The following is a 23,350-nucleotide window of genomic DNA, read 5'->3' on the forward strand; positions in this document are numbered from 1 at the left end:
AGCGGCTCCGGTCGAGAAACAAAATGTCTTGACAATGCTAGAAATTCAGACTGTAGAGGATGTTCATCGGTTGGCAGGGGATGAGGATGTCCAAAAATGGACTAGGGCGATCGCGGTGTATTTGGAACAGACTAAAAGTGAAATAACACTGACTTTACTACAACAGAAATTGAAAATGCCGATGGTAGAGGTATGGTTGGGATTGTTGCTGGGTGATTTTAGATTAGAGCAACGAGGGGACTTTTATGAAAGTGAAAATGTTTGGGTAGTAACGCACACTGCTTGCAGTTAGCGGTAAGAGTTGTCACTTTTAGCAGACTGCAAGGAGTGTAGTACTTCTCGATAGCAGACAAACCAAAAATAAAGCGCGACATTCAGCCCACTCAAAAATTTAGGAATACCTTCTAATAAGCTATGAGTTCCATCACCCTCAAAATGGAGTGAATCTACTGTAATAGCAATAAATAATAAAACTAAACTAGCAATAAGAATAATATAAGGTGTGGATTTGATTTGTCGTCTAAAAGCTAACCCATACAAGCTAGAAATAATCGCGTAGCAAAAAATAGTTACTAGCTTGGGAATGCCAAATTGCAAAAAAATTATATGGAGTCGATAAATTTCATTCAATAAATAACCTGCTGTTAAAATTGCGGAGTAAAGCAAAAATTGATTAGATATATTATTAGGTTTAAGAGTTTTTAGTAAGGTAAAACTAAAAGCACAAATTATAGGTGGTATCGAACACAGTATTTGAAATCCAAGTGTAAACAATCCTGCACCAAAATATGGTGGTGCGGCAGGAGGTAAGAACAATCCTCCAACTGATATATCAAATATTTTATTATAAATAATAAAGGCGAGAATTAATAATAAGCAGAAACTATTCAAACGGAAAATAATTTTATTAATTAGCATATATTACTTAAATATTATTTACCCAGTTCTAATTTTTTTAAAAATTAATTTTTGGTAATTAAAAGCCTTGAAGTAATTGATATATATTAATCCCACCATGCAGTGAAGAGATTGTTCATGAGTTTAAATTCATCAGCAGTTCTCCCTGGCTGAGTAATAAACTGGGAGACAATTGGCAAAATTAAAATTGCTTGATCAATGTTACAGCCACTTTGATTTTTAATCTCGAATGATTCGATTACAAGTTGAATATTAGAACATTCATTGATTCCTAAGCTTCTACTTAAATGCCCACGAAATACAACTTGAATATCTGAATCTTGGCGAACAAACGGTTCGATTGCCTCATAAAACCGCATAAAACCCTCAATTGTGGGTCGATTGTTGTAAGAAGACTGGGGATGAACTAACCCTTCATCAAGTAATTGGCGAAGTTGTTCTGGCGTGATTTGAAAATCTTGGATTTCGCCTGGTGACAGGCGAATAACTTGTCCAAGACAAATTTCCTCTACTCTGGCTTGCGATAGCATGGTTGTATTATAAAATATAATGTTACTAATCAGTACAAATGTACTTAATAAGCTATTATGGAGCGATCGCTTGGGGGTCGAAAGTGATCGCTATCAAGCTTAGTTTTGAGAAGCAGCTTTTTGCTCCAAATGCAGCTTCAACGTATAACCACAATCTGGAGCTTGATACCCACGAGCATAAGGCAAGCGGTAAAAAGCCCACAAATTCCAGCGTAAAACATCAACACCAATAGCTGCATTTGCATTAGCGAATTCGACTCGATGATCTTTATCTGAAACTTGAATAATTTTGTTGATCAAAATGTTAACGGCTTCTAATTTAAGATTACCGGGAATCCCCATCATTTGCTGATTAAGCCATTGCCTAATTTGTGGAGACTGTAGCCATTCAGTAATTTGTTCCGCAGTGGGATTGAGACGATTAGCTAATAATTCCAGATTTTCGTCTTCTTCAACAGTTCGATGTTGGGGGGGAGAAGGTTGAAAAAAGTGAGAATCTATATTAGACATATTTGATTAATAAAAATGGATTATTTAGATTATAAATCAAGAACATTTGCTATGGAATAGTCAATATTATTCTATAAATAATTAGGATAAAAAACTATTAAAATAAATATCTTTTAACTGCTGAAAATAATATTGTAATGACAAATTATGCTATAAATATTAAATAAATCATGCAAGTATCTAAATAAATACTATGCACCCAATAGAGTTTAAGAAAAAATGGGGACTAAGCTATCAGCAACTTGCTTCTGTTCTCGGATACGAAAGTGATTACACAGTTCGCTGCTGGTGTAGGGATGGAAAAAAACATCGCAACCCTCAAAATGTGGTTCTTGTGGCTTGTAGTCTTCTAGATGAGAAATGGTCAAGTCAAGGGAAGAAAATAGTTGCTTCTGACTTATAAATAATTTTAGTTCATGGCAAATGCCCCTTTCCCGCTAACTAAAAAGCGGGTATTTCTATATGCAATAAACTCTAAGAGATTCGCGGAACAGATGGAAGCGGGAGGTTTGTCCTATCGAAAAAGAACTAACAAGACCGCAAGTTGCTTCTAGAATGGTTCCAGCAGTTACCGCTAGGCAACTGCTGGAATACATCAATATTGCTCGCAAATACGAGCCAAGTTTTGAGAGGTTCACTCATCCCAAAACGGGTGGAATCAATGGATATGCGAAATTGCGTGAATACCATATTCCGGTACTTCAAGAAATTCGGGCGTTGGCCAGAGAACATACTTTGGCTGAGATAGAGGAAGAATTCAAAAAAAGGGCATCAAAAAGAGAATCAAGTCAAAATTCAAAATTGAATAACAAATCTTAAATCCTGAATCTAAAAAAGGTCAAAATCTGGATAAAAGGAGAAATTAGCTTGACATCTAATACTCAAAATTTGGTAAAAGCTTTAGGTAGATTAGGGCGGAAATACCAGCATCATATTTATGCAGTTGGCACAGCTTTGATTCTGGTATTACAAGCAATACCAGCCCAGGCATTCGGATTGTTTGACCCAGCACAGATAGCCTTAACGTGTATGTTTGGGGGAACATCTTCTGGGACTGCTAATGCAGCTATAAGTGCGCTTCCAGCAGTGATAAATGCCACAATCACAGTGATTCTTTTCATCTACTTTGTTGCTTCTGGTGTAAAAGTAGTGAACGCATTAGGAGACGGGCAAGAAATAACGCAAATAGTACAACAGCCGATTGGAATTTTTTTCGTAACATTGGTATTGTTCATCGCGCAAAATATTTTGTTTGCAAATTTGACACCAGCTTGTACGTAAGTAAGCGAAAATTCTCCTGGGAGGTTTAGATGAAAAAAGAAATCAAGCAGGTCAATCAATCATTAGGAAAGAATGCCCAAATCGGAATTTTTACGGGATTCCAATTTGCAATTTCTATGTTGTCATTTGGATTAGGATTTTTCTTAGCATTTCCACTAGGTGCGGGAATGATATGGAGCATTCTAGTTGGCATTTGGTTCGCTGTGACAGCCATAATTCTATCGGGGAAAAGACCATATTTATTTTGGTCGAGAATTTTTCCGAATGTGCCATTTTGGACAAGAGGGTATATAAGATATTCTTCCCCAATAGAAAAAAGAAAAGCCGGGACAAAAAAAGTTGGTGTATGGCATTAAAAAAAAGTAAAACTAAAAGCCAAAAACTAAATCCTTTTGAAGACTTGCTAGACCTGACAACCTTGGTGAGATTGAAGAAAGGAGGATATACAATAGGGGCTTATTTGTTAAGTAAAAAGCAAGTAGGAGAGACTAACAATACTTTGCAGCTAGTATTTGGTTATAGCTGTAGGGGCATTCACCCATTATTTAATTCAGATGAAAAAGTAGAACAGATCGCTCAAGCCTTCGAGAATGGTTGCAAAGAATTCGCTCAAGGGGAACGCTATACATTTCGCTGGAGTTCATTCTGTAATGAGGAAGAAGTAATAGAACATTTTCGCCATCGTTTAAGTAATCCAGTAAATGATGAAAGTGAGTTTTTAGATTGGGGGAGTGTATCGCGGCTCCAACAATTAACAAGACAGAAAAAGCGAAAAAATATAACTCTAAATGTTTACGCAACATTCACCGTAAAACCAGGGGGAACAGAAGCGGGGGATGCAGTTGATAGAGCAATAGTCAACTTATCGAATTTTCTCCAAAGAAGATTTACACCGACAGGAGCGACAGAACTGACAAGGAAAAGCTTGATGCAAGTTCTGGAGAAAGCGATAAATGTCTCCCTCCGACATCAACAAATTTTGTCCGAAATGGGTTTAAATCCAACGCCGAAATCTGAAAAGGAATTGTGGCAAGATTTATCATTTCAGGTAGGAGCAAAACCAGTAAAAGTTCCCCATACTTTGGTTTTTAGTGATGGAATGCTGGCAGAAGAATTCCATGAGTCTTTGCCATCACCAAGGCAATATATAGATGCGGCTCACATAACATCCGTGTTGTTAAATAATGGGATTCCCTTTGCAGATCGCAAATGGGTATGTATTTCCACGCCAAAAAAGGGTCAGAAATATGTGGGAGTGTTAACGCTCACACAAAAACCAGAGGCGTTTGTCTCGACAACGGCGCAAGTGCGATTTCTGTGGAATATATTCGCCAGGGATGTTATTTATGATATCGAGATAATTACAGAGATTAGCCCAGCCGACCAGAAAATAGTTAGGTTAACCCAGCAGCTAATCACAAGGCGATCTCGAAATGCCCAGATGAGTGCCAGTAAAAAAACCATCGACGTAGCATCACAGATTAATACTGAATGGTCAGTAAATGCTCAAAAGCAATTATATACAGGTGATGTGCCAGAAAATGTCGCACTCATAGTATTGGTTTACCGGGATACACCAGAAGAAATAGACGATGCTTGCAGGTTGATTTCAGGTTATGTGAACCAACCGGCGGAATTAAGCCGTGAGATGCAATATACATGGCTGATTTGGGTAGAAACCTTGCTGTTGAGGCAAAGACCACAACTAACAAGTCCATATAACAGGAGAACATCATTTTTTGCCAGTGAGGTAATTGGTTTAACGCCGGCGGTGCAAACATCTGGTGCAGATCAGCAAGGATTTGAACTAATTGCCGATGAGGGACATTCACCCGTGAGCATTGATTTGTCCCGAACTAAAAACATGATGGTAATTGGGACAACTGGTTCTGGTAAATCAGTTCTGGTATCCTCAATTATTGCTGAGTGTTTGGCAATGGGGATGTCAATACTAATGATTGACCTGCCTAACGACGACGGCTCAGGAACGTTTGGAGATTTCACGCCCTACTACAATGGTTTCTACTTTGATATTTCTAAGCAGTCGAACAATCTTGTTCAACCATTAGATTTATCGAAAATCCCGTTGGAACAAAGGGAAGATAGAGTTAAAGCACACCGCAATGATGTCAACTTAATAGTTTTACAGCTAGTTTTAGGTTCACAACAGTTTGATGGTTTTCTGGCTCAAACAATTGAATCGTTAATTCCACTGGGGACAAAGGCATTTTACGATGACCCTGATATTCAACAACGCTTTGAGTCGGCAAAGCAAGGAGGTTTAGGGTCTGAAGCTTGGGCGAACACCGCGACTCTAGTTGATCTGGAGCAGTTTTTCTCTACAGACCATATTGATTTGGGGTATGAGGATGAGAATGTAGATAAAGCCCTAAACTATATTCGGCTACGGCTCCAGTATTGGCGGGCTAGTTCCATTGGAGATGCAATTTGTAAACCTTCAACTTTTGAAACTGACAGCAAGCTGATCACCTTTGCTTTGACTAACTTGCAATCAGGTAAAGATGCAGAGGTGTTTGGGATGTCGGCTTACATCGCAGCTTCTCGCCAATCCTTATCTTCGCCCAACAGCGTGTTTTTCATGGACGAAGCCAGTGTACTCCTACGTTTTCCGGCGTTATCTCGACTAGTAGGGCGTAAATGTGCGACGGCACGGAAATCAGGATGCAGAATTATCCTTGCAGCCCAGGATGTAATCTCTATTGCCAAGTCAGAAGCCGGAGAGCAGATATTACAAAATATGCCACTGAGACTGATTGGGCGAATCGTTCCAGGGGCATCTGGTAGTTTTTCGGATTTGTTGGGTATTCCCAGAGAAATCATCGACAAAAACGAAACATTTACTCCTAACGTTCAACAGCTATACACATTATGGCTACTAGATTACAACAACAAATACATCAGATGTCGCTATTATCCGTCCTATCCTTTGCTGGCTTTAGTCGCCAATAGCAGGGAAGAACAAGCGACACGCGATCTGTTTAAAGAACGTTACAAAAATAAGTTTGAATGGGTAGCAGAATTTTCTAAGTATTATGTCGATTGCATTAAGCAGGGTAAGCCACTATGAAAAGTCTATCCACACTTATTCAAAACAAAATCTTATTAGCAATATTAGCAGGAGTTGTATCTATAGGGAGTTTTCAAGTTTGGAAATATAACCAAGAGAAATATCAGAAGTTTATTGCTGAAAGAGAAACAGAATGCCAAGTTGGTTTAGCTCATGGGAAAACTTCTGTTTATTTCAGTTATAGTCTGAGGCGTTTGAAATATGAAAATGTAGCCAATCCAAAGCTAAATCAGCCAGGGATAACATCTGAATTCAGAAAGGATGCAGGTTATGTAATTATCAAAACAAAACCGGATTATTTAATCCCTCCTAATGTGGATAATTATGATAGTCCATTTTTCAAAACTCTATCTTCTGTTGGTGAGTTTGCACCACCACCATTAGATGTAACAGCCATATCTATAGACACTGTGAAAAAAGAAGCTTTAGTTTCTTCTTATTGTTCAAAAACACCATTTAGAGTACTTTTGAAGGATTTATATGAGACCTATCAAGCAGCCGATGCTGAAGATCCTCTTAGTCTCCCAAATCTTCTTAATTAGTCTCAATCTTCCAGTAAAAGCCCAAACATCAGATCCTAATGCCGTTGTAGTCGATACTGTTGAATCTGATGATGTACCGAATCCAGTAAAAAAACGTGAAGAAACATTTCTGGAAAAGACTTTAGATTTATACATAAAAGGACAAGAGTATTTAACAACAGCAAGGAAATACATTGATATTGACTTTAAAAAATTCAGCATCAAGTGGGGAAGTATTAATAAAGAAATAGGAAAAGCCATCGATAAAGCAATCAAAGATGGTAACAAAGACCCATATAAAACAGGAGATGATGTTAATGACGCTGTTTCGGCTCAAGAAGATACAGATTTAATTAATACTCCGCCAGAAGTTCAAGGAGAAAATGCAGAGAGGGAAGTGCATCAAGCATACACTCGCGCACAATCCCAAGCAGTTTTGGGGATTGATGGACAGAAAAATCAAGCTGGAGAAGCAGAAATTAGTAATACTGCTGTAACGGATTCTTTAGAACAAGCAGAAACTGTTCAGAATGATGTTGTGACTCAAGATATTCTCAAAAAAATGGCTATTCAAAACTTGCAAGTTGCCATGCTTGCAAGAGCGACTCATGGCGAATCCCAAAGACAAACACAACTCCTGGCAAGTACAAATATGAATCTGGCTGATATATCTGGACAAATGAGTGAAGAGGAGAAGAAAAAACAGGCAGAATCAGCCGCTACTCGCAGAGCAATTATTAGTAATCTGGCTGCTTTAGATGTTTTTTGGCGAGAATAATCATTTTTTTGCCTTCAAAATGGAAAATTCCCTAATAATTTTGAATTGGAGCAAAGCAACTTGTTTATACCTTTTGTATTGGCTCAATCGAGCGGACAACAACCTGGACAAAATACAGGAGTGACAATTTCTGGAGACGTTGTTAAAGGGGCTGAAGATGGTGCAAGGTTAGCTCTCAATGCGTTCAAGCAAGATTGGGTAGATTTTGCAGCAGGGCAAAGCCCAGTTTATTTAGCAATCGTGGCTGTTTCGATGTTAATTGCTGTAGTTTTGGTCGCATTTTGGTCACTAGGTTGGTATAGACAAATTAGCGATGAAGGGTTTTCGACTAATGTTGTTAGTGAAATGGTCTTCCCTCTACTAGTAATTTTGATGCTTTCCAACAATGGGGCGATGACGACTACACTGGCGGTAGGACTAAACAACACGACAATACACCTGAATAGCAAGATTCTGTCGATAACCAAAAATGGGGTTACTCTGAGAAACGCTATACGTATTGTTAATGCAGACCAAAGTTTTGTTCTAGCAGCGCAAACAAAAATTGCCTCATGCGACACATTACCAACATCAAAAATTGATGCTCAACAGAACACAACAAATCCACGTCAAGAATGTATTGACAGAGAAACTAAGAAGGCTGAAGAACAAGCTATAAAAATCAGACAACAAAGAGGATTAAATGGAAGTGCTGGTTCTGTCAGATGGAATCCTCTTGATGCTACTGGAGAAATAGTAAACAATGCTATACAAGGTGTGGTTTTTGTTATCTTGTCGGGATTATCACTAGGTTTTGCGTATATTGTTCAGCTATCTTTTTTATTAGTAGCTCATGTAGCACCTATATTCCTAGTTCTTTCTTTGTTGCCTGTTGGTGCTAAACCTATTTATGCTTGGTTAGCAGGATGGTTGGGATTAACTTTGGTGCTAGTATCAAATTCAATTATTGTTGGCATAGTTGCCAGTTCAATTGTGAACGTGCCGTCAACTAATCCTTTATTGACACAACTAGTACAAGCTGTTTTTTCACCCTTGCTTGCTGTAGCAATAGGAATAGGTGGAGGGATGTCAGTATTCACGGCTTTTACGAACGGACTAAATTTCTCTGTATCTTTATTGGCAAGAAGATAATGCACGCATTGAGGGAACAGGGAACAGGGAACAGGGAACACTTCGACAAGCGAGAGTGCATCACAGGGAACTCTTAACAAAAGAGTAAAATAAGAGGCTTTTAAATGTCAGAAATTAATGATTTTAAAGACTTAAAAATTTGGCAAAAAGGCATGGATATAGCCGAAAAATGTTATTTTTTGACTAAAAATTTTCCTAAAGACGAGTTATATGGCATGGTGCAACAAATTAGAAGGTCTGCGGTATCTATTCCAGCTAACATAGCAGAGGGGTATGGAAGAAGAACAACCCCTGAGTATGTCAGATTTCTAAATATTGCTCAAGGGTCAACTAATGAATTAGAAACGCATCTTATTTTATCCCAGAGAGTAGAATTATCTCAGCAAAAAGATATAGAATCGATTATTTTTTTACTTCAAGAAGAAAGTCGAATGATTATTGCTCTTATTAAAAAGATACAATCATGAATTTAATTTGCATACTCCATGTTCTGTTAAGAACTCCCTATTCCCTATTCCCTATTCCCTGTTTCCTGTTCCCTGTTCCCTCTCATTTCTAAAAGATAATGCGATTACTAGAAAAAAAAGAACTAAATTTGACACCAATATTTTTAATGGGGAATGCCATTGTACTAACATTATTACTACTGATAGAGTTAGTAAACTTTTTTGGTTTATGGAGAATAGCTAACTCCAAAGCCCCAACATTAGTAGAATTAAGTGATGGAGAGTCTATTAGAGTATCTTCCATAAGTAGTAGCGAGAGATCCTCACAAGCTATTACACATTTTGTAGGACAAACAATGACAGGTTTATTGAGTTGGAATACTGTCCCTCAAAATGAGTTGGAATCGCCTTTAGAGAAGTTAAAACTTGACACTGGAGTACAAGCAGGACAAGGCAGAATCACCACAAAGACTTGGGCGACAGGGTTTGCATTATCCGAAGATTTTCGCGCTCCATTTCTTGAGCAACTGGGTAAACTAACACCACCAGATGTTTTTCAAGGTTCAACGCAATCTATCCTCAAAGTTAGCTTTCTGGGTGAACCTAGAAAGCTAAAAGAAAGTCGAGGATGGACTATAGATTTGATTGCGGAATTAATTATTTTTAAAGGTGGTAATGTTATTGGTGAACCCATAACATTTAATAAAACTATTTTTGTAAAAGCAATAGATACGCCTAGATTACCTAAACAATATTCTAATATCCAAAAAATAGCATATCAAGCTCGTAAAGCCGGATTAGAAATTTATAAAATTCAAGATTTTGAACTAGGGGAAAAATGATAATAACAGAAATAAAAGATGATTCAACAATAGAAATAGAAGATTGTTTAAGGTCAAAAAATGAAGAGTTTATTGAAGAAAAAATCCAAGATAATTTAACAGTAGAAGATTCCACAGAAGATAAACAAGACTTTGCCGCTATGAATGGGGTAAATATTACTTTTGAGACTGATGAAGCAGTAAATGAAACCGAAGTTCCAGAACCAGAAGAAGTTACTACAACTCGCCCAACTTCGCAAAATCCCTTGATAAAAGTTGCGGTAATTAGTGGGATAACACTGCTTTTCGTAGCACTAATAGGTGGTGTAATTAGTGGGTCGATGAACGCGCTGAAATTGTCCACTACAAAGAAAATCGAAGCGCCAGAAAAAACTGAAGAAGTAGCAGCAACAGTCAAGGATGAATCAGGAACAGATAAAGCGGCCTTGGCTTTGACGAGGCAAAGTATGGCAATGGAAAAAATGCGGAATCTCAAAGCTAAACCAGACATAAAAATTACTGCTACTCCCTTACCCAAACCAGTAACAGTTGCATCCACACCAACACGAAGAATAATTGTTCAAAATCCTGAGCGCAGAAATTATACACCTCCAGTAGTTCAACGCTCATCACCAGTTTATCGACCTCAACCCCAGCCGGAAGCAAAGCCATTAGTAAAAACTGTTCCGGCAACATCCCTGCATAAAGTAGATCCTATGCAGCAATGGTTGGCTGTAGCTAATGTTGGTAGTTTTGGTGCAAATACTACAACTACATTGCCAGCAACAGTTAATGATTTAGAAAGTGCAGAAGGAATAGAAGGTGGGATTGGTAAACCCACATCATCCTCAAAACCTAGTATGGCATCAAGGAAAGTAGATAAACAGGCTCAAGATTCTAGCCTAGAAAATATTAATGATGGTCAAGAGCGTGTTTTAGTAGGTACTCACACAGAAGGAAAATTAGAAACTCCCATTGTTTGGAGTCGTAATCATGAAAATCAAGTAAATCAAAATTATTTAATTAAATTATCGCAGCCATTAAAATCATCTACAGGGAGTGAAATATTACCCAAAAATTCTTATATTGTGGCTCAAATATTGGGAAATAAAAATTCTGAGTATATTCAATTACAAGCAGTTTCAGCATTAGTTAACAAAAATGGTGAGCCAGAAGAAAAACTAATTCCTGAAGGAACAATCCTGATATTATCTAAAAATGGTAAATCATTAAAAGCCGAATTACATAGAGGTAGTGATTTAGGAAGAACTATTTTCGCATCTGTTTTAGCGGGAGTTACCAAGGCTGCTGAACTTCAGAATCGACCTACTAGCCAAATCACTACTAATTATGATGGTTTTTCATCAAGTGTAATCACTAATGACAATAAAGATTTGGTAGCTGGATTTGCCCAAGGAACATTAAGCGAAGTAGTAAGGAATATTCAATTAAATAATCAACGGCAGACGCAGCAACTAGAATCGGAAGATAAAGTCTTTGTAATTGATGCAGGAAAAGAAGTACAAGTATTTGTAAATCAAACGATTAATTTATGAAATATCTTGTTAAAGTTGGGAGATACTTGCCAATTTCTTTATCTATAATTCTGATTAATCCTGGACAAGTATTAGCAATTCCCGTAAGAACAATCTACTCACAAGATGCCCAAAGTATTCAGTCAAATGGTGTAGAGTTGCGAATCTGGAAAGGGTATGGAGTAACTATTAATTTTATCCCTACAGGTGAAATTATTAAGCAAGTATGGATTGGAGATCCCAGCCGAATTAGTTTTACTTCTAATGGCAATTTATGTCCTAAAGAGACTAATCAAGACTGTGATGGAGGAGCAACAGTTTTATTTTTAAGACAGATACAGCCAATTAATTTTCCGCATTTAACATCCAGCCAGGATGGGAACACCCAAATTACTATCCTCACAACGGGTAATGATGGACAAAAGCAATATCAATTCAAGCTAATTCCGGCAACTGGTCAACCACAATACACCAGTTTAATTATCAAACCTGACTCAGAAAAGCCCTTACCTGTAGTCAACAAACCTGTGGCAGTAGCACCAAAAAAACCGCTTACTGTTGCCAGCCATACTCAAGTAGTGGCTAAAAAACCGCCATCTGCTGATGAAACACCAATACAGAGGCTAACTGTTGCACCAGCTAACGCAGCACTTAATCAACAATTGGTAACAGTGAGACGAACTGCCAAACCAACAGGTACAACTTTACAGAGGGATGATGCCAATGCCCTCGTTTATGGTTTAGCCTTAGCGCGACAACAAGGCACAATCAAACCTAATTCCCCGACTTGGAAGAAGTTTCAAGATGCGATTAAATTGCTCAGACAGGGTGAGAGTAGAAAAACAGCGATCGCCCGAACGGGAGTGAATGCAGATTTATTGAATCAATTAATAGAGGCAGGGAAACTCTGATGATACAGCGATTAAAATCACTCACGTTGGTAGGAGCGATCGCAATCATTAATTCACAAGCGACTGCACAACCACCAACGACAACATACACCCAAGGGAAATATCAAGCTTCAGTACCGGACTGGGACAAAGTAACTTGGGATAGTTTACCAGCACTGCAACAAGCAGGATTCATCAAAATTCCACCAAAGCTAATTCCGGTATTTGGCTATGATCCGTCACGTTCTTGGGATGCAGGGCAAAAATCGGATCAAGTGGTGATGTTAGGAGATGCGGAAGATGCTTTTAAGTTGGGGTCTTTTACCCTGGAAGGAATCACAAAAGTTGCCCTTGCTGACCCATCTACATCTCAACAACCAACGTTGAAAGATGTCGGATTCGTGAAATGGCAAACTACCCAATCCTTAGTTAAGGCAATACCAGGACTTGGACAGTTAAAAGTCAAACAAGTAAAACCAATACTGAAACTGTTTGGAGAATCGGGTTATTTACCCCAAAAGTGTAAATCAGGCACAATTAACGACTGTATCCGCACTCGTCCAAATTTAGCGAAAAAACAATTAGGGGACATAGATTTAGGGGATTATTCAGCTGAATCTATACCAGGGTTAGAAAGGACACCAATCCGTAACTTTCAGAAATGGCAACAAACATACATTAATCAAATTCCGAATCTCAAATTTGTACCATTTGCGAAAATGCCTCAACCGATAGATTCTGGTCAAGCAGTTGTAGGTATTGCTTCGGTGGTGTTTGGGGAAGCTGAACAGGGAGATGCCAAAGTTGGAGATAGCTATTATGTTTCTGGTAGCGTAGTCAGAGGCGATAGCACAGTTCCAAAAGCTTGTCTAGCAGGTAAAAAATGCGCTTATTTGGAGTTAGGGGATTTTACACCCAATGCCGGATTGTACGGTAAACGTTGGGCATCCGGTACAGATTCGCCACAAGTAAAAGGGGGCTATGGATTATTGGCGGTGGTCAATGATGGCAAAGAGCCAACTGGCAGACTTGTGTACGGTAATGGGTTTAAAGTTGTCTTAACTAACACCAATGAATCAACAGGAACAGCAGATTTTGCATTGTATTTTAGAATCTGCGCTCGTCCGCCTTTTTTGGCTAAGACCTGCACACCCTACTTTATTGGGCCAGTGCCGTGGATACCAGTCAAAGAAAATGACTTAGTAATTGTGGGGACAGGGCGATGACGCAAACTACCTCTACAGTTAACCCAAATCAATTAGTTCCCCCAGGACTAGAATCAGCATTGATATCACCCGCCGGACTAGGAATACTGTTTTGTGGCTTGCTGATCATTATAGCCAAATACATTGATGGCAAAGGAGGAAAAGGAAAGTTAGCGACTGCTAGATGGGGAGGTAGTACAGAGAAAGCAGCCGCGCGGAAACTGGGGTGCAAGCAAATTCAGGCAAGAAAGCACAATCGAGTGTCTTTATTTGTGGGAACTCCTGAAAATACCAAAACTGAAATTGTGAAGGGAAGAAGAATTACGCAGATTCCCGAAGACAAAAGAACGTTATATTTACCAGAGGCACAACGGGGAATTTTAGTAGCTGGTGGGCCTGGAAGTGGGAAATCATTCTCGATGGTGACACCATTGCTGCGTTCGGCAATTGACCAGGGGTTTCCGGTAATCCTCTATGATTTCAAGTATGCCGAGCAAGAATCAGCCACAGCTGCATCTAAAGGACAAGCCCCATCACTGGCGGGATATGCTCTAGAACGTGGGTATAAAGTGACGGTGTTAGCTCCGGGCTTCCCAGAATCAGCAGTTGCAAATCCGATCGATTTTTTGCGGAACAATGAAGACTCAGAAATGGCACGTCAGTTGGCCATTACATTAAACCGGAACTTTCAACTTGGCTCTGACAGTTCAGGAAATGATTTTTTTACGAATGCTGGCGACCAACTGGTACAAGCTGTATTTATGCTGGCGAAAGGCACAAAGTACCCAGATATCATGATGTGCCAAGCCATCTTGGGGCTGCCTAAATTAGTATATCGCATTGAACAAGCCGAAGACATGAATTTCATGGTCAGAGAAGCCTTTGCACAGTTTGTGTCTGTAGCTGGTTCGCCGGAAACAGCCGCTTCAATTGTGGGTACAGCCAGTGGTTTGTTTAGTCGATTTATGGTTCCCGCAGCATTAGCAGCTTTTTGCGGTAAAACTAATATTCCTTTGGATTTGAAAGGTCGGCAGATGGTGATTTTCGGAATGAACAAAGAGAAGCGTGATGTAATCGCACCTTTGTTAGTTTCGATTCTGCATCTATTAGTTAGTAGAAATGTCGCTGGTAAACGTACTTGTCCTTTGGTGCTGGGAATTGACGAGCTACCTACGCTGTATTTACCTGCCTTGGTAGACTGGCTGAATCAAAACCGCGAAGATGGGCTAGTTTCAATCCTGGGATTACAAAACCTATCAATGCTGGAAGAAGCTTATGGGGAGAATACCACTAATGCGATTTTTGGTGGTTGTGCTACCAAGGCATTTTTCAATCCACAGGATGATATTGCTGCTGAAAGATTTAGTAATTTTTTGGGGGATTTTGAAATCAAGTACAAGCAGCGATCTCGTTCTTCAGGAGGAAGTGGAGGAGCCAGTACTTCTAATTCTGACCAAAACAGCACTCGCAAGCTGTTTGAAATTAATCAATTCAACACTTTACCAGAAGGAAAAGCGGTAATTATTAGTCCAGGATTTCGTTCTCGTGGTCAAATAAGTTTGCCGATTTTAGAGAAAATAAAGATTCCCCAAAGAGATATTAAATCGGAAGCCCAGAGTATTAAAATTTGGTATGAGTTTCAAAGTAAGTTAGCATCTCAATCTACTCTCCAAACTCCAGCAAATGAAGAGATGAAAATCCGACGAGAAGAGGCACAAAGATTGTTACCTTTGATAGAAAACAAAGAGCAACTAGAAGAAATCGCTGCTTTAATTTAGAGAAAAATTCGGAGAAAAATATGGCATCAAATTATCTACTATCTGATGATGATTGGCAACAAATTACTGCTAAACTTCCATCTGATATAGCAGTCTTGGCTCATAAATATCCCTGTGAAATTTATAATGTACTTGATGCCTGGGATGATAAACCTTTGCCCAACAATTATATTCCCCAGGCTATAGATGTTTATAACGATGTTGATGATGAGGCTGTTTTTCAAGTGTGGGAGGGAAAACTAGAGCGATATGTTCCTAGTGAAAGAAAAAATGCCGCAGCTATTCAAGTAGGAATTGATGGCAATTGGGTTTATATCGAAATTGAAGGTAGAGTGATTCTAGACAAGCTAGGCGGAGTTATTCTGCCAGAGATAAATGTTACGGAATCTTTGATTATTGAGCTTCTATCAAAGCAAATATAAAATAAGGAAGTAAAAATTATGATTGAAAATGGAGATGCCAATGAAATCAAACGAGACTATCTAGAGATTTTAGAATCTTTACTTAAACTGATTCAACAGAAAGCAAAATCAAAAGACATAAAAACTAATGATGATGTAACTATTAATGTTGGTAGAGAGAAAGTCTACAAAGGTGCTATTGGAGAAAAGCCATCCAAAAATACACTGACCCCAGAACAAGTTAACAAGATTAGGATAGCTATCTCAGACCCGAAAAAATCTCAGGGGACAATCTCAATTAAGATTGGAAAACAAGAAGTTTTTCGTGTTCAAGATGGTCAAGTTAAAACTGATAAATTAGGCTTGGCTCCAATAGAGCAAGCTCCAGCCCAGAAAACAGCACAGAAAAGTCAAGTTAAAACTCCAGATAGTGTAGAAACTATCCAAAAACAAATTCAGGATTTACAATCTAAAGTAGAAGCACAGCAGAAAATCATTGACGGACTTCAAAAAAACCAACAGACACCTGAATTAGTTTCCAAATTAGCTGCTCAAGTTAGTGAATTGAGTAAATCATTAGAGCAACAACAAAAATTCATAGAGAATATCCAAAAAGCTCTTTCAGCAATAAATGAACGGTCTTTATCGCCAATTCAAAATACTAAACTTCAAAATTGGGTAGGAACGGTTGAGAAGTCTCTAAAACAAACTACCAAAAAATTATTTGAGAAAATTAAAGATGTGCTGACACCCGCAGTCACAAAGCTTAGAGCTAAAGTAAATAAACAAGCTAGTGACTTAAAACAAAAAATAGACACGCGGGTGAATGGTGTTAAAAACACTATTAAGCAAAGTGTTCAAGAGGTTAAATCTAACATTAATAAATCTGTTGATAATGCTAAAGCTAAAGCACTTGAACAAAGTATAAAAGCACTCCTGAAGATTTTTGGTCAAACCAACCCAGATGGTTCTTTAAGTTTCAAAAGTGCTAGTTTTGATTTTGAACAGCAAGGTGAGAGTGTAGTTGTTCGGGCTAAAAATGGGGATATAGTTCTTGAGGATGGAGAGTTATCTCCTAATCTTTCAAGGCAGCAGTCAGAAGCACTTGATAAAGTTTATTCTGTTGTTAGTAGAAGTCATAAACTTGAGATAGATGCCACCCAAAAAGAATCAGCATCTGCTTTTAGAAAAATGGGTAGATAATACCAATTCGCAATTCGTGGCGGACGCTCTCGCTACCGCAGTTATGTTACCGCCTAAACCTGTTATGTTTTTCTTTGCAATTTTCTTGTTGAAAATTTAGTCCTAACTTATTCATAAGTTGGGCTTTGTTATCTCTAATTAATTGGCGAACGGTATTCATTCTTTGCTCAAAACTTAACGGTGAATCAGCTTGACCAGCTAAAAAGAATAATTCGTTGACTTGTTCACCCGTAAATTTTTCGCCTTTAACATACTTTCCTACTTCTATAAATAAAGCCTTCAGCTTTGGTTGATCTAAGTTTTGGATCATCTGCTGGAGATGTAGTTCTAAATTATCTTGAGTGGCATTGATAGTTTCTTGTTTAAGGTGAACCGCTAGTCGCTGTTGACGTTCTTCTGGTGTCAACTTGCGAGGTGGTTCTATGGCACGTTTACGTTGTTGCCAATCTTTTAAATTCATCGCTTCAGTGATGACTTTCTCTAATGCGAGAGGGCTTTGAGCGACGATAAAATCATCCACTCCTTTATCTGGGCCTGGTAGGGTAACAACTTTAACTTCTGCACCCTGCTGTTCTAAAAGTTGTCCAGTCCGTGATGTGGCAATTTCAACATTTTGTAATGTTTTGGGCTTAGTTTCGTAGTCGAAGCAAAACTGAATATGTCTGTTGGGTGTGGCAAAAACAGCTAACTCATCATGTAATATAGGTTTGATTGGCTCACCCAATGAATCTTTACTGCGATATCCCGCATAAATTCCCGGCACTCCAATGGCGGCGTGACCCTGGCTTAACAAACTGGCGGCCTTCTTCGCTCCTTCCGTGATCATGATGGGGAGATTATGTCTCCAAACACAGTACCAAAATCCCAAAGTGCGATCGCTATTGGTTGGCTCTACTCCATGCTTCTTATAGATCCGGTCAGCTAGATCATCAGGGATATCTAGTAAAAAGATACTTAAATCAGTTTTAGGCGGATGCTCATATTTAATTAGTTTCCCTGGTTCATCAATTTGATTTCTGGGAGCGTTGGGTTTGTAGCACCCCCAGATTTTAGCAGTCGGCTTTTCTCCTGGTTGTAAATTGGGGAAGCAACGCGGATCAACACCAGCATGACACCACCAGCCACCAGCTTCAATGTGAGAATATCTCCGTAAATCTCCATCCCTGAGTCGTCCATCATTCCGGCGGGAGATATTGTCACTATATATAAGATATTCCCAAGCCTCATGTTCTTGTTCTATGGGGTCAAGATGTAAGCTTTTAAAGTTCAAAGCCGCAATCATAGGATGAATCGCACTTTTTTCTACTAGTTCTTGCCAGTGTTCTGGGTCTATATGGTTAGGACATGGTGCAGAAGATGGAGTCCAAAATGCAACAGTAGGTACAGATGTTTTTGGTTTGAGTATGGGTTTTTCAAAAACCTGGGAAATTTCTGGTGTCCCTTTGAGTATTGGCGGGACTAGAGGAGTTTGTGTGGGTGCTTCCAAAGGTGTTGGTACGCTAGATAGTGCTGACTTCAGGGTTGGCTGTACAACTGAAGTTGATGCTGTGTTTTGTTTGACTGAAGTAGAAACCTCAGCACTGAGAGTTACTTCCGGTTTTTCAGATTGAACCTGTGTTCGTAGCAATTCCAGAGCATTTTCTTTAGCTTTCGATTCCTGTGCTAACTCCAATAATCGCGTTGGATCTTCGGTATAAATTTTGAGTTCATGTTTGGCACGACTGGTCGCAACATAAAAACTTTCTTGTCCAATCGTAAAGTCCGCCGAAATTAGCACACGGTCTGCGGTCTTACCTTGGCTACTATATGTCGTACTTACCAAGGCATAGTCTAGGTTCTGGGCTTCTCTTAAGCTGATAGACTCAGTGTGACCATCAAGATATTGAATCTGGGCTGTACCAAGAGCGATCGCCGTAACAGTAAATTCTTGTCCGTTGCGTCGTCCCAATTGTCTATCGTTCTTCTTCCATTGCAAGCGATCGCCTACGCCAATTTCAATCTCTTGCCTCTGGTACACAGCTTTATCAAAGGCTGTATCGACTTCTAAACACTTGCCATCATCACTTTTAAGAGTTAAACCGTCAGTAGTTTGACCTACTATTTCATAAAGTTTGCCTTTCTCCAATCCCCGACGCTTGTAGTTCCGTGTCGGCGTGATCACGTCGCCAATTACAAAGTTATGGGCAAACCGCATCTGCACTTTTGAGAGATTTTTGGTCTGCAATTGGGTGATAGTTGCCGTTTCTCCCAAAGTCCCTTCATCTTTAAGTTTTGAGCGAATGGCTTGGGTAAGGGCAAGTCTTTCGGCATTCGTCCCAGCCAAAACAAGGGTTTTGACTCTTTGTTCTGGTGTCCCTACTATATAATCACTGGCAATCTGCTCTGTTTTGGACTCTGCATCTACAGTTTTTATAGAACCATTATTTAATAAATGCTCAAAACCCGCTTTAATTCTACCTTCAGCAATCAAATCTACTGCTAATTTTAGCTGTGGGTCTTTTTGGCGCAAGGATTCATTGAGGTGTGCAGTTTTAATTCCCGCCTGCTGCAAAGACTTGAACGGATTACCAGCTTCCACGGCTGATAATTGCCGAGTATCTCCAACTAAAATTAATCGCGCTTGCTCAAGAGTAGCCCGTTGTAGAAGTGCTTGGGCATTCTTAGCACTAAGTAGCCCAGCCTCATCCACAATCCAAATTTGATTTGGTTCAATTTCTGGTGGCGATTCCGAAACCAACAACCTAGCGACAGTTTCGGATTGAACCCCTAACTCTTCACTTAAAACCTTAGCTGCGGCGGAACTGGGGGCGAAGCCTTTGATTGTGTATTCAGAATTGGCAGCGATCGCTTTTAGTTCCTTGAGGGCGAAAGTCTTACCAGCACCAGCTACTCCCTGCCATGCAATAAACTGGTCTTGGGTCAAGGTAGCTAATTCTACCGCTTTGCGTTGCCCTTGGTTCAGTAACGTATTCTGTAACAGGCTTTCAACCACTTCCGGGTGCGAAATTGCGTTGACTTTACCTTGTCCCTGCTGCATTAAGTCAATAGTTGCCAACTCCCGCCGTACTGCTGTCATCGTCGTAAATTGATGAGTCAAACCCGGCAAGCCGATTAACTCGTGGTGGGATTTTACCAGTGGCTCAATTGCTGCTACATCAGTGGCTAAACGTTCTTCTAGGATGAATTTTTCTAAGTCTTCTAGTTTGAAAGCGACATTCCTCTCATTGCAATGAGCGATCGCCAAATCTAAAACCCCAGTTAAAATCTTGTCGTTGTCTGGTACATTCTCCTGTGGTTCCCCAGGCTTGACAAAGGTAATCCCTAACGCCTGTGCTTCTTTTTCCCAGTATGCTTTTAACTCTGATTCTGGTAACTTTTCTTTGCGTTGTCTGGTTTGATCCCAGATTTTCTCCCTTTCTGCCCAGGTGGAATTAGCCCCAGAAGCAGCAAGTATTTGTTGTCGTCGTTTGGAAAATGCGATCTTATCTTCTTCTTTAAAGCCTTTTATATCAAATTGCCCGTGTAAGCGATGTTCTATCTCATACCCTAGCTTCTGCACTTCACGCGCCAGATAGCTTTGGTATGCCATGCCCAAGAATTTCTTATTGGCGAATATTTCATTATTGCCTAGACTCAACCACTTGCCATCTGGTGTTTGCGTCATATTCATCAGCAAACAATGGGTGTGCAGATGTGGGTCTAAGTCCCGACTTTCGATGTGGTCAAACTGGGCTACCACCAAGTTGCCAGTCTTAACTCTATGTCTGCCATTATCACCGGTTACTCTGGTGTAGGCGTAACGCTGCTCTATTAGTTCTAGGGTTTGTTTCAATGCTTGATGGTGAGCGTCGATTAAACGAGTATCCCCTCCCACCAATGCCATCAAGCTCACACTTTTGGGCGCAGAAAATGTACAGTCTAGGGCGGCTCTGCGTTCTTTTTCTTGTCCCTTCTTGACTACTCTGGCATTTAACTGTTCCTTACCATCAGGCGTACGCCCCTCAATCACATTTTTAAAAGCATCTTCATCGTCAACCGCCCCAGATAATCCTAACTTGGAAGCACCTTTCCCACTCCAAAGGGACTTTCCTTGGTGATAGTAATTCTTGATGAAGTAGTTTACTGCCATCTCGGATGACACGTTAGCAGCTGTCAGCATCGCTCACCTCTCGAAGAAGTTTTACATAACTTTACTTAAGCGATTACTGTTCACCTTTGAAGTCACAGTTCACTCTCGACATCAAACCAAAATAAATTTGATGCCGAGTTGAAAATTTTCGGTGAGACTTCAACTTCAAAAAATATTTTTCTCAAAAATTCCGACTTAATCTAATATAACAAAATACTCAAAAAACTTTCCGCCAAATATGGCGTACTGTGCGTCAGAAAAACTCCAATTACAGTGTCTTAAAGCTTTAAAAGTTAATGAAAAATACTGGGAATATTTGGGAGACTTCTGAGAAGTTCAGGGAAATATTGGGAATTGTTGGAAAATATTAAGTTGATGATAATATTTAGAGTTAATGATGTTAAATATATAAAAAAGGTAGGGAATAAAAAGTAATTTTTGGGACGAAGTGGGGAAAATCAGGCAGATATGTTAAATGTTGGGATTTTTGTTTAACACATAAAATAGTAAAATAAATAAGAAAATGTGACAATTTTTAATAAATTCTAGAACCCTTGTAGAGTGGCTGCTTTGTCGAGCGTTGAGTGAGCGTTTAGTTATTGATAGTAGTTATCAATAAATAGGAAAAACGAAAAAGGAGAAAAAGTTGTGGACTTGTTGTTAAGTCTTGACCCTGGAACATCAATGACAAAAATGGTTTATCGGATTTTGTCGGAGACGACACGAAAGCCAGAAATGTTTTGTATGGAGCCTGAGTTGATGAAGACTTCGAGAGATTCGCTCAAAGGGTATGAATCGAGACAAATCAGTAGGCCGAATCCAGAGAATGAGGCATGGGTGGAGTACAACGATGAACAATGTTATGCAGTGGGGTTTTTAGCTCAAAAATATTTCGAGGCTAGTGTGAATTTTTTGGAACTCAAGTATGAGAATGCAATTCCGAAAACATTAGCAGCAGTTGGATCAATAGCGATGAAAGAAGGGCTAGGAACGAAGTTTAATTTGTCATTAGGGCTGCTGTTACCTTATGGGGAGTGGGAAGACAGAGAAAGATTAGAAGGGGGTTTGACGAAGGCTTTGTTTAATTTCTGCTTCCGAGGTCAACAATTTTGTGTAAAACTGATGAGTTTTCAGTGCCTCCCAGAAGGTGGGGGATTGGTATTAACCAAAAGTAAAAAGCTCGGTCAAGACTTCAATAGAGTGAACATGGCTGTAGTAATGATGGGGTTTAGGGATATATCATCTGTGATTTTTGAGCGTGGGATATCAAGAGGAAAGACGGAAGGGTTAGGATTAGCCTGGATGTTGGACAGAATCAAAAGCCGAACGTCAGGACAGAAATTACATGATTTGTTAAAAGCTGTTCATTTATCAGGTTCAACAATTAAACCAAAGCACTTTAAAAACTTGGCTCGGAGCAAAAATGCGGAATTCAAGGCTGAGGAGATAACGCAAATTACGGAAGCTGTGAGTTTATCGCGGAAAGAATACTGGAACAAGGTATCTATTTGGCTCAGTATTAATATTCCTGTAGATGTGCAACAAGTGATTATTGGTGGAGGAACATCGGAATACTTAGCGACAGAGTTAACAAACTTATTTAGCCATACGGATATTTCCTGGGCAGCAGAATTAGAAGAGGATGTGCGTTTAGCTTTTAACTTGCCACCGAAAAAAGATGCGTTATGCCTACGGTTCACAGATGTATATGGATTGTTCCGTTATCAAAATAATTTTACATCTGCTCCATCAATTCAGGTGTCGTAGTAATTTGTGAGAGGAATGTAGAATGCTTCAAGATGTTGAATTTCGTTTGAGAGCTAGAGTCGATACGAGTAGTTATGAGGCGATGTTAATCAAGTATTTAAACTCAAAAAATACTCTTTATCCAGCTAAAGATATGGTAATGATTGCGATTACTAGTTATTGGCTACCTTTGGCCTATCAAACAATGCAGCAAAAATCACCGGACTTAGAACAGCAGATTCGCGCTTGCATTTATCGTCTTCAACTTCACCAGGAATACTTATTGGGTTTGCTAGGAGAGACTTTATCTCAGGGCGTAGGGACGATTGACACTAAAAGAAGCCCAAAAGAAGTATCACTAGTATCCAATGCTGTACCAGAACAGACGCAACAAGATACTAACTGGCTAAATCCTTTTGGAACATTTTCTAAATAAGGA

General features: G+C 39.4%; 21 protein-coding genes and 1 pseudogene. 18 read left to right on the plus strand and 4 right to left on the minus strand.

The features are described from left to right. A pseudogene (locus H6G28_RS33565) lies at positions 1–292 on the plus strand (hypothetical protein); the annotation flags it as partial. On the opposite strand, the gene H6G28_RS33570 reads toward H6G28_RS33565, so the two are convergent. The 3 genes from H6G28_RS33570 to H6G28_RS33580 all read right to left on the minus strand — a co-directional run bounded on the left by H6G28_RS33570 (position 289) and on the right by H6G28_RS33580 (position 1,958). Then, positions 289–918 (minus strand): DUF8692 domain-containing protein, encoded by a 630-nt coding sequence (locus H6G28_RS33570; RefSeq protein ID WP_190677431.1) that lies wholly within the window; start codon positions 916–918, stop codon positions 289–291. The pseudogene H6G28_RS33565 and the gene H6G28_RS33570 overlap by 4 nt on opposite strands. Positions 919–1,004: 86 nt before the next feature. Beyond that, positions 1,005–1,448, minus strand: a complete 444-nt coding sequence (locus H6G28_RS33575) for a hypothetical protein (RefSeq protein ID WP_190677433.1) — start codon at positions 1,446–1,448, stop codon at positions 1,005–1,007. Between the two features lie 99 nt (positions 1,449–1,547). Beyond that, positions 1,548–1,958, minus strand: a complete 411-nt coding sequence (locus tag H6G28_RS33580; protein WP_190594956.1) for a hypothetical protein — start codon at positions 1,956–1,958, stop codon at positions 1,548–1,550. Between the two features lie 555 nt (positions 1,959–2,513). Here H6G28_RS33580 and H6G28_RS33585 point away from each other — a divergent pair. From H6G28_RS33585 to H6G28_RS33655, 15 genes are all read left to right on the plus strand, one after another. Further along, a complete protein-coding gene (locus H6G28_RS33585) occupies positions 2,514–2,777 on the plus strand; it encodes a hypothetical protein (protein WP_199331727.1) in 264 nt (87 codons plus the stop codon). 48 nt (positions 2,778–2,825) lie between these two features. Then, complete coding sequence (locus H6G28_RS33590; protein ID WP_199331726.1) at positions 2,826–3,239, plus strand: hypothetical protein; 414 nt, start codon at positions 2,826–2,828, stop codon at positions 3,237–3,239. Between the two features lie 29 nt (positions 3,240–3,268). Then, a complete protein-coding gene (locus tag H6G28_RS33595; RefSeq protein WP_190594955.1) occupies positions 3,269–3,595 on the plus strand; it encodes a hypothetical protein in 327 nt (108 codons plus the stop codon). Further along, positions 3,586–6,327: a helicase HerA domain-containing protein gene (locus H6G28_RS33600; protein WP_190677435.1), complete on the plus strand. Its 2,742-nt coding sequence runs from the start codon at positions 3,586–3,588 to the stop codon at positions 6,325–6,327. Before H6G28_RS33595 ends, H6G28_RS33600 begins: the two co-directional genes overlap by 10 nt. Next, a complete protein-coding gene (locus H6G28_RS33605; RefSeq protein WP_190594953.1) occupies positions 6,324–6,869 on the plus strand; it encodes a hypothetical protein in 546 nt (181 codons plus the stop codon). Before H6G28_RS33600 ends, H6G28_RS33605 begins: the two co-directional genes overlap by 4 nt. Continuing rightward, on the plus strand, positions 6,829–7,626 hold the full coding sequence (locus H6G28_RS37185) for a hypothetical protein (protein WP_242048731.1): 798 nt from the start codon (positions 6,829–6,831) through the stop codon (positions 7,624–7,626). Before H6G28_RS33605 ends, H6G28_RS37185 begins: the two co-directional genes overlap by 41 nt. A 60-nt stretch (positions 7,627–7,686) precedes the next feature. Further along, positions 7,687–8,757 carry a hypothetical protein gene (locus H6G28_RS33615; protein WP_190594952.1) on the plus strand — a complete coding sequence of 357 codons (1,071 nt, stop codon included), beginning with the start codon at positions 7,687–7,689 and terminating at the stop codon, positions 8,755–8,757. Between the two features lie 104 nt (positions 8,758–8,861). Then, on the plus strand, positions 8,862–9,224 hold the full coding sequence (locus H6G28_RS33620) for a four helix bundle protein (RefSeq protein WP_190594951.1): 363 nt from the start codon (positions 8,862–8,864) through the stop codon (positions 9,222–9,224). Between the two features lie 98 nt (positions 9,225–9,322). Beyond that, a complete protein-coding gene (locus tag H6G28_RS33625; protein ID WP_190594950.1) occupies positions 9,323–10,045 on the plus strand; it encodes a hypothetical protein in 723 nt (240 codons plus the stop codon). Next, positions 10,042–11,580, plus strand: coding sequence for a TrbI/VirB10 family protein (locus H6G28_RS33630; protein WP_190594949.1), 1,539 nt, complete (start codon positions 10,042–10,044; stop codon positions 11,578–11,580). The genes H6G28_RS33625 and H6G28_RS33630 overlap by 4 nt, the downstream gene beginning before the upstream one ends. Further along, positions 11,577–12,470, plus strand: a complete 894-nt coding sequence (locus H6G28_RS33635) for a hypothetical protein (protein WP_190594948.1) — start codon at positions 11,577–11,579, stop codon at positions 12,468–12,470. The genes H6G28_RS33630 and H6G28_RS33635 overlap by 4 nt, the downstream gene beginning before the upstream one ends. After that, positions 12,470–13,675, plus strand: coding sequence for a hypothetical protein (locus H6G28_RS33640; protein WP_190594947.1), 1,206 nt, complete (start codon positions 12,470–12,472; stop codon positions 13,673–13,675). Before H6G28_RS33635 ends, H6G28_RS33640 begins: the two co-directional genes overlap by 1 nt. Further along, on the plus strand, positions 13,672–15,432 hold the full coding sequence (locus H6G28_RS33645; protein ID WP_190594946.1) for a type IV secretory system conjugative DNA transfer family protein: 1,761 nt from the start codon (positions 13,672–13,674) through the stop codon (positions 15,430–15,432). The genes H6G28_RS33640 and H6G28_RS33645 overlap by 4 nt, the downstream gene beginning before the upstream one ends. Before the next feature lie 20 nt (positions 15,433–15,452). Beyond that, positions 15,453–15,854, plus strand: coding sequence for a hypothetical protein (locus tag H6G28_RS33650; protein ID WP_190594945.1), 402 nt, complete (start codon positions 15,453–15,455; stop codon positions 15,852–15,854). Positions 15,855–15,872: 18 nt separating this feature from the next. After that, positions 15,873–17,036, plus strand: coding sequence for an apolipoprotein A1/A4/E family protein (locus H6G28_RS33655; RefSeq protein WP_190594944.1), 1,164 nt, complete (start codon positions 15,873–15,875; stop codon positions 17,034–17,036). Positions 17,037–17,082: 46 nt separating this feature from the next. On the opposite strand, the gene mobF is transcribed toward H6G28_RS33655, so the two are convergent. Beyond that, a complete protein-coding gene (gene mobF, locus H6G28_RS33660) occupies positions 17,083–21,195 on the minus strand; it encodes a MobF family relaxase (protein WP_190594943.1) in 4,113 nt (1,370 codons plus the stop codon). A gap of 618 nt (positions 21,196–21,813) precedes the next feature. Here mobF and H6G28_RS33665 point away from each other — a divergent pair. Then, on the plus strand, positions 21,814–22,932 hold the full coding sequence (locus H6G28_RS33665; RefSeq protein ID WP_313934718.1) for a ParM/StbA family protein: 1,119 nt from the start codon (positions 21,814–21,816) through the stop codon (positions 22,930–22,932). A gap of 22 nt (positions 22,933–22,954) precedes the next feature. After that, entirely contained in the window at positions 22,955–23,347 is a 393-nt protein-coding gene (locus H6G28_RS33670) for a hypothetical protein (protein ID WP_190594942.1), read from the plus strand. Positions 23,348–23,350 lie beyond the last annotated feature (3 nt).

The sequence above is a fragment of the Nostoc sp. FACHB-190 genome (assembly GCF_014696905.1).
In the GTDB taxonomy this organism is placed as follows: domain Bacteria; phylum Cyanobacteriota; class Cyanobacteriia; order Cyanobacteriales; family Nostocaceae; genus Nostoc_B.

What these genes read in the sequence shown, in the direction of transcription:
- H6G28_RS33655 (WP_190594944.1), top strand. Translation starts at nt 15,873, where the DNA reads ATGATTGAAAATGGAGATGCCAATGAAATCAAACGAGACTATCTAGAG.
- H6G28_RS33600 (WP_190677435.1), top strand. Translation starts at nt 3,586, where the DNA reads ATGGCATTAAAAAAAAGTAAAACTAAAAGCCAAAAACTAAATCCTTTT.
- H6G28_RS33645 (WP_190594946.1), top strand. Translation starts at nt 13,672, where the DNA reads ATGACGCAAACTACCTCTACAGTTAACCCAAATCAATTAGTTCCCCCA.
- mobF (WP_190594943.1), bottom strand. Translation starts at nt 21,195, where the DNA reads ATGCTGACAGCTGCTAACGTGTCATCCGAGATGGCAGTAAACTACTTC.
- H6G28_RS33585 (WP_199331727.1), top strand. Translation starts at nt 2,514, where the DNA reads ATGGTTCCAGCAGTTACCGCTAGGCAACTGCTGGAATACATCAATATT.
- H6G28_RS33605 (WP_190594953.1), top strand. Translation starts at nt 6,324, where the DNA reads ATGAAAAGTCTATCCACACTTATTCAAAACAAAATCTTATTAGCAATA.
- H6G28_RS33650 (WP_190594945.1), top strand. Translation starts at nt 15,453, where the DNA reads ATGGCATCAAATTATCTACTATCTGATGATGATTGGCAACAAATTACT.
- H6G28_RS33630 (WP_190594949.1), top strand. Translation starts at nt 10,042, where the DNA reads ATGATAATAACAGAAATAAAAGATGATTCAACAATAGAAATAGAAGAT.
- H6G28_RS37185 (WP_242048731.1), top strand. Translation starts at nt 6,829, where the DNA reads ATGCTGAAGATCCTCTTAGTCTCCCAAATCTTCTTAATTAGTCTCAAT.
- H6G28_RS33640 (WP_190594947.1), top strand. Translation starts at nt 12,470, where the DNA reads ATGATACAGCGATTAAAATCACTCACGTTGGTAGGAGCGATCGCAATC.
- H6G28_RS33575 (WP_190677433.1), bottom strand. Translation starts at nt 1,448, where the DNA reads ATGCTATCGCAAGCCAGAGTAGAGGAAATTTGTCTTGGACAAGTTATT.
- H6G28_RS33635 (WP_190594948.1), top strand. Translation starts at nt 11,577, where the DNA reads ATGAAATATCTTGTTAAAGTTGGGAGATACTTGCCAATTTCTTTATCT.
- H6G28_RS33580 (WP_190594956.1), bottom strand. Translation starts at nt 1,958, where the DNA reads ATGTCTAATATAGATTCTCACTTTTTTCAACCTTCTCCCCCCCAACAT.
- H6G28_RS33625 (WP_190594950.1), top strand. Translation starts at nt 9,323, where the DNA reads ATGCGATTACTAGAAAAAAAAGAACTAAATTTGACACCAATATTTTTA.
- H6G28_RS33620 (WP_190594951.1), top strand. Translation starts at nt 8,862, where the DNA reads ATGTCAGAAATTAATGATTTTAAAGACTTAAAAATTTGGCAAAAAGGC.
- H6G28_RS33570 (WP_190677431.1), bottom strand. Translation starts at nt 918, where the DNA reads ATGCTAATTAATAAAATTATTTTCCGTTTGAATAGTTTCTGCTTATTA.
- H6G28_RS33670 (WP_190594942.1), top strand. Translation starts at nt 22,955, where the DNA reads ATGCTTCAAGATGTTGAATTTCGTTTGAGAGCTAGAGTCGATACGAGT.
- H6G28_RS33595 (WP_190594955.1), top strand. Translation starts at nt 3,269, where the DNA reads ATGAAAAAAGAAATCAAGCAGGTCAATCAATCATTAGGAAAGAATGCC.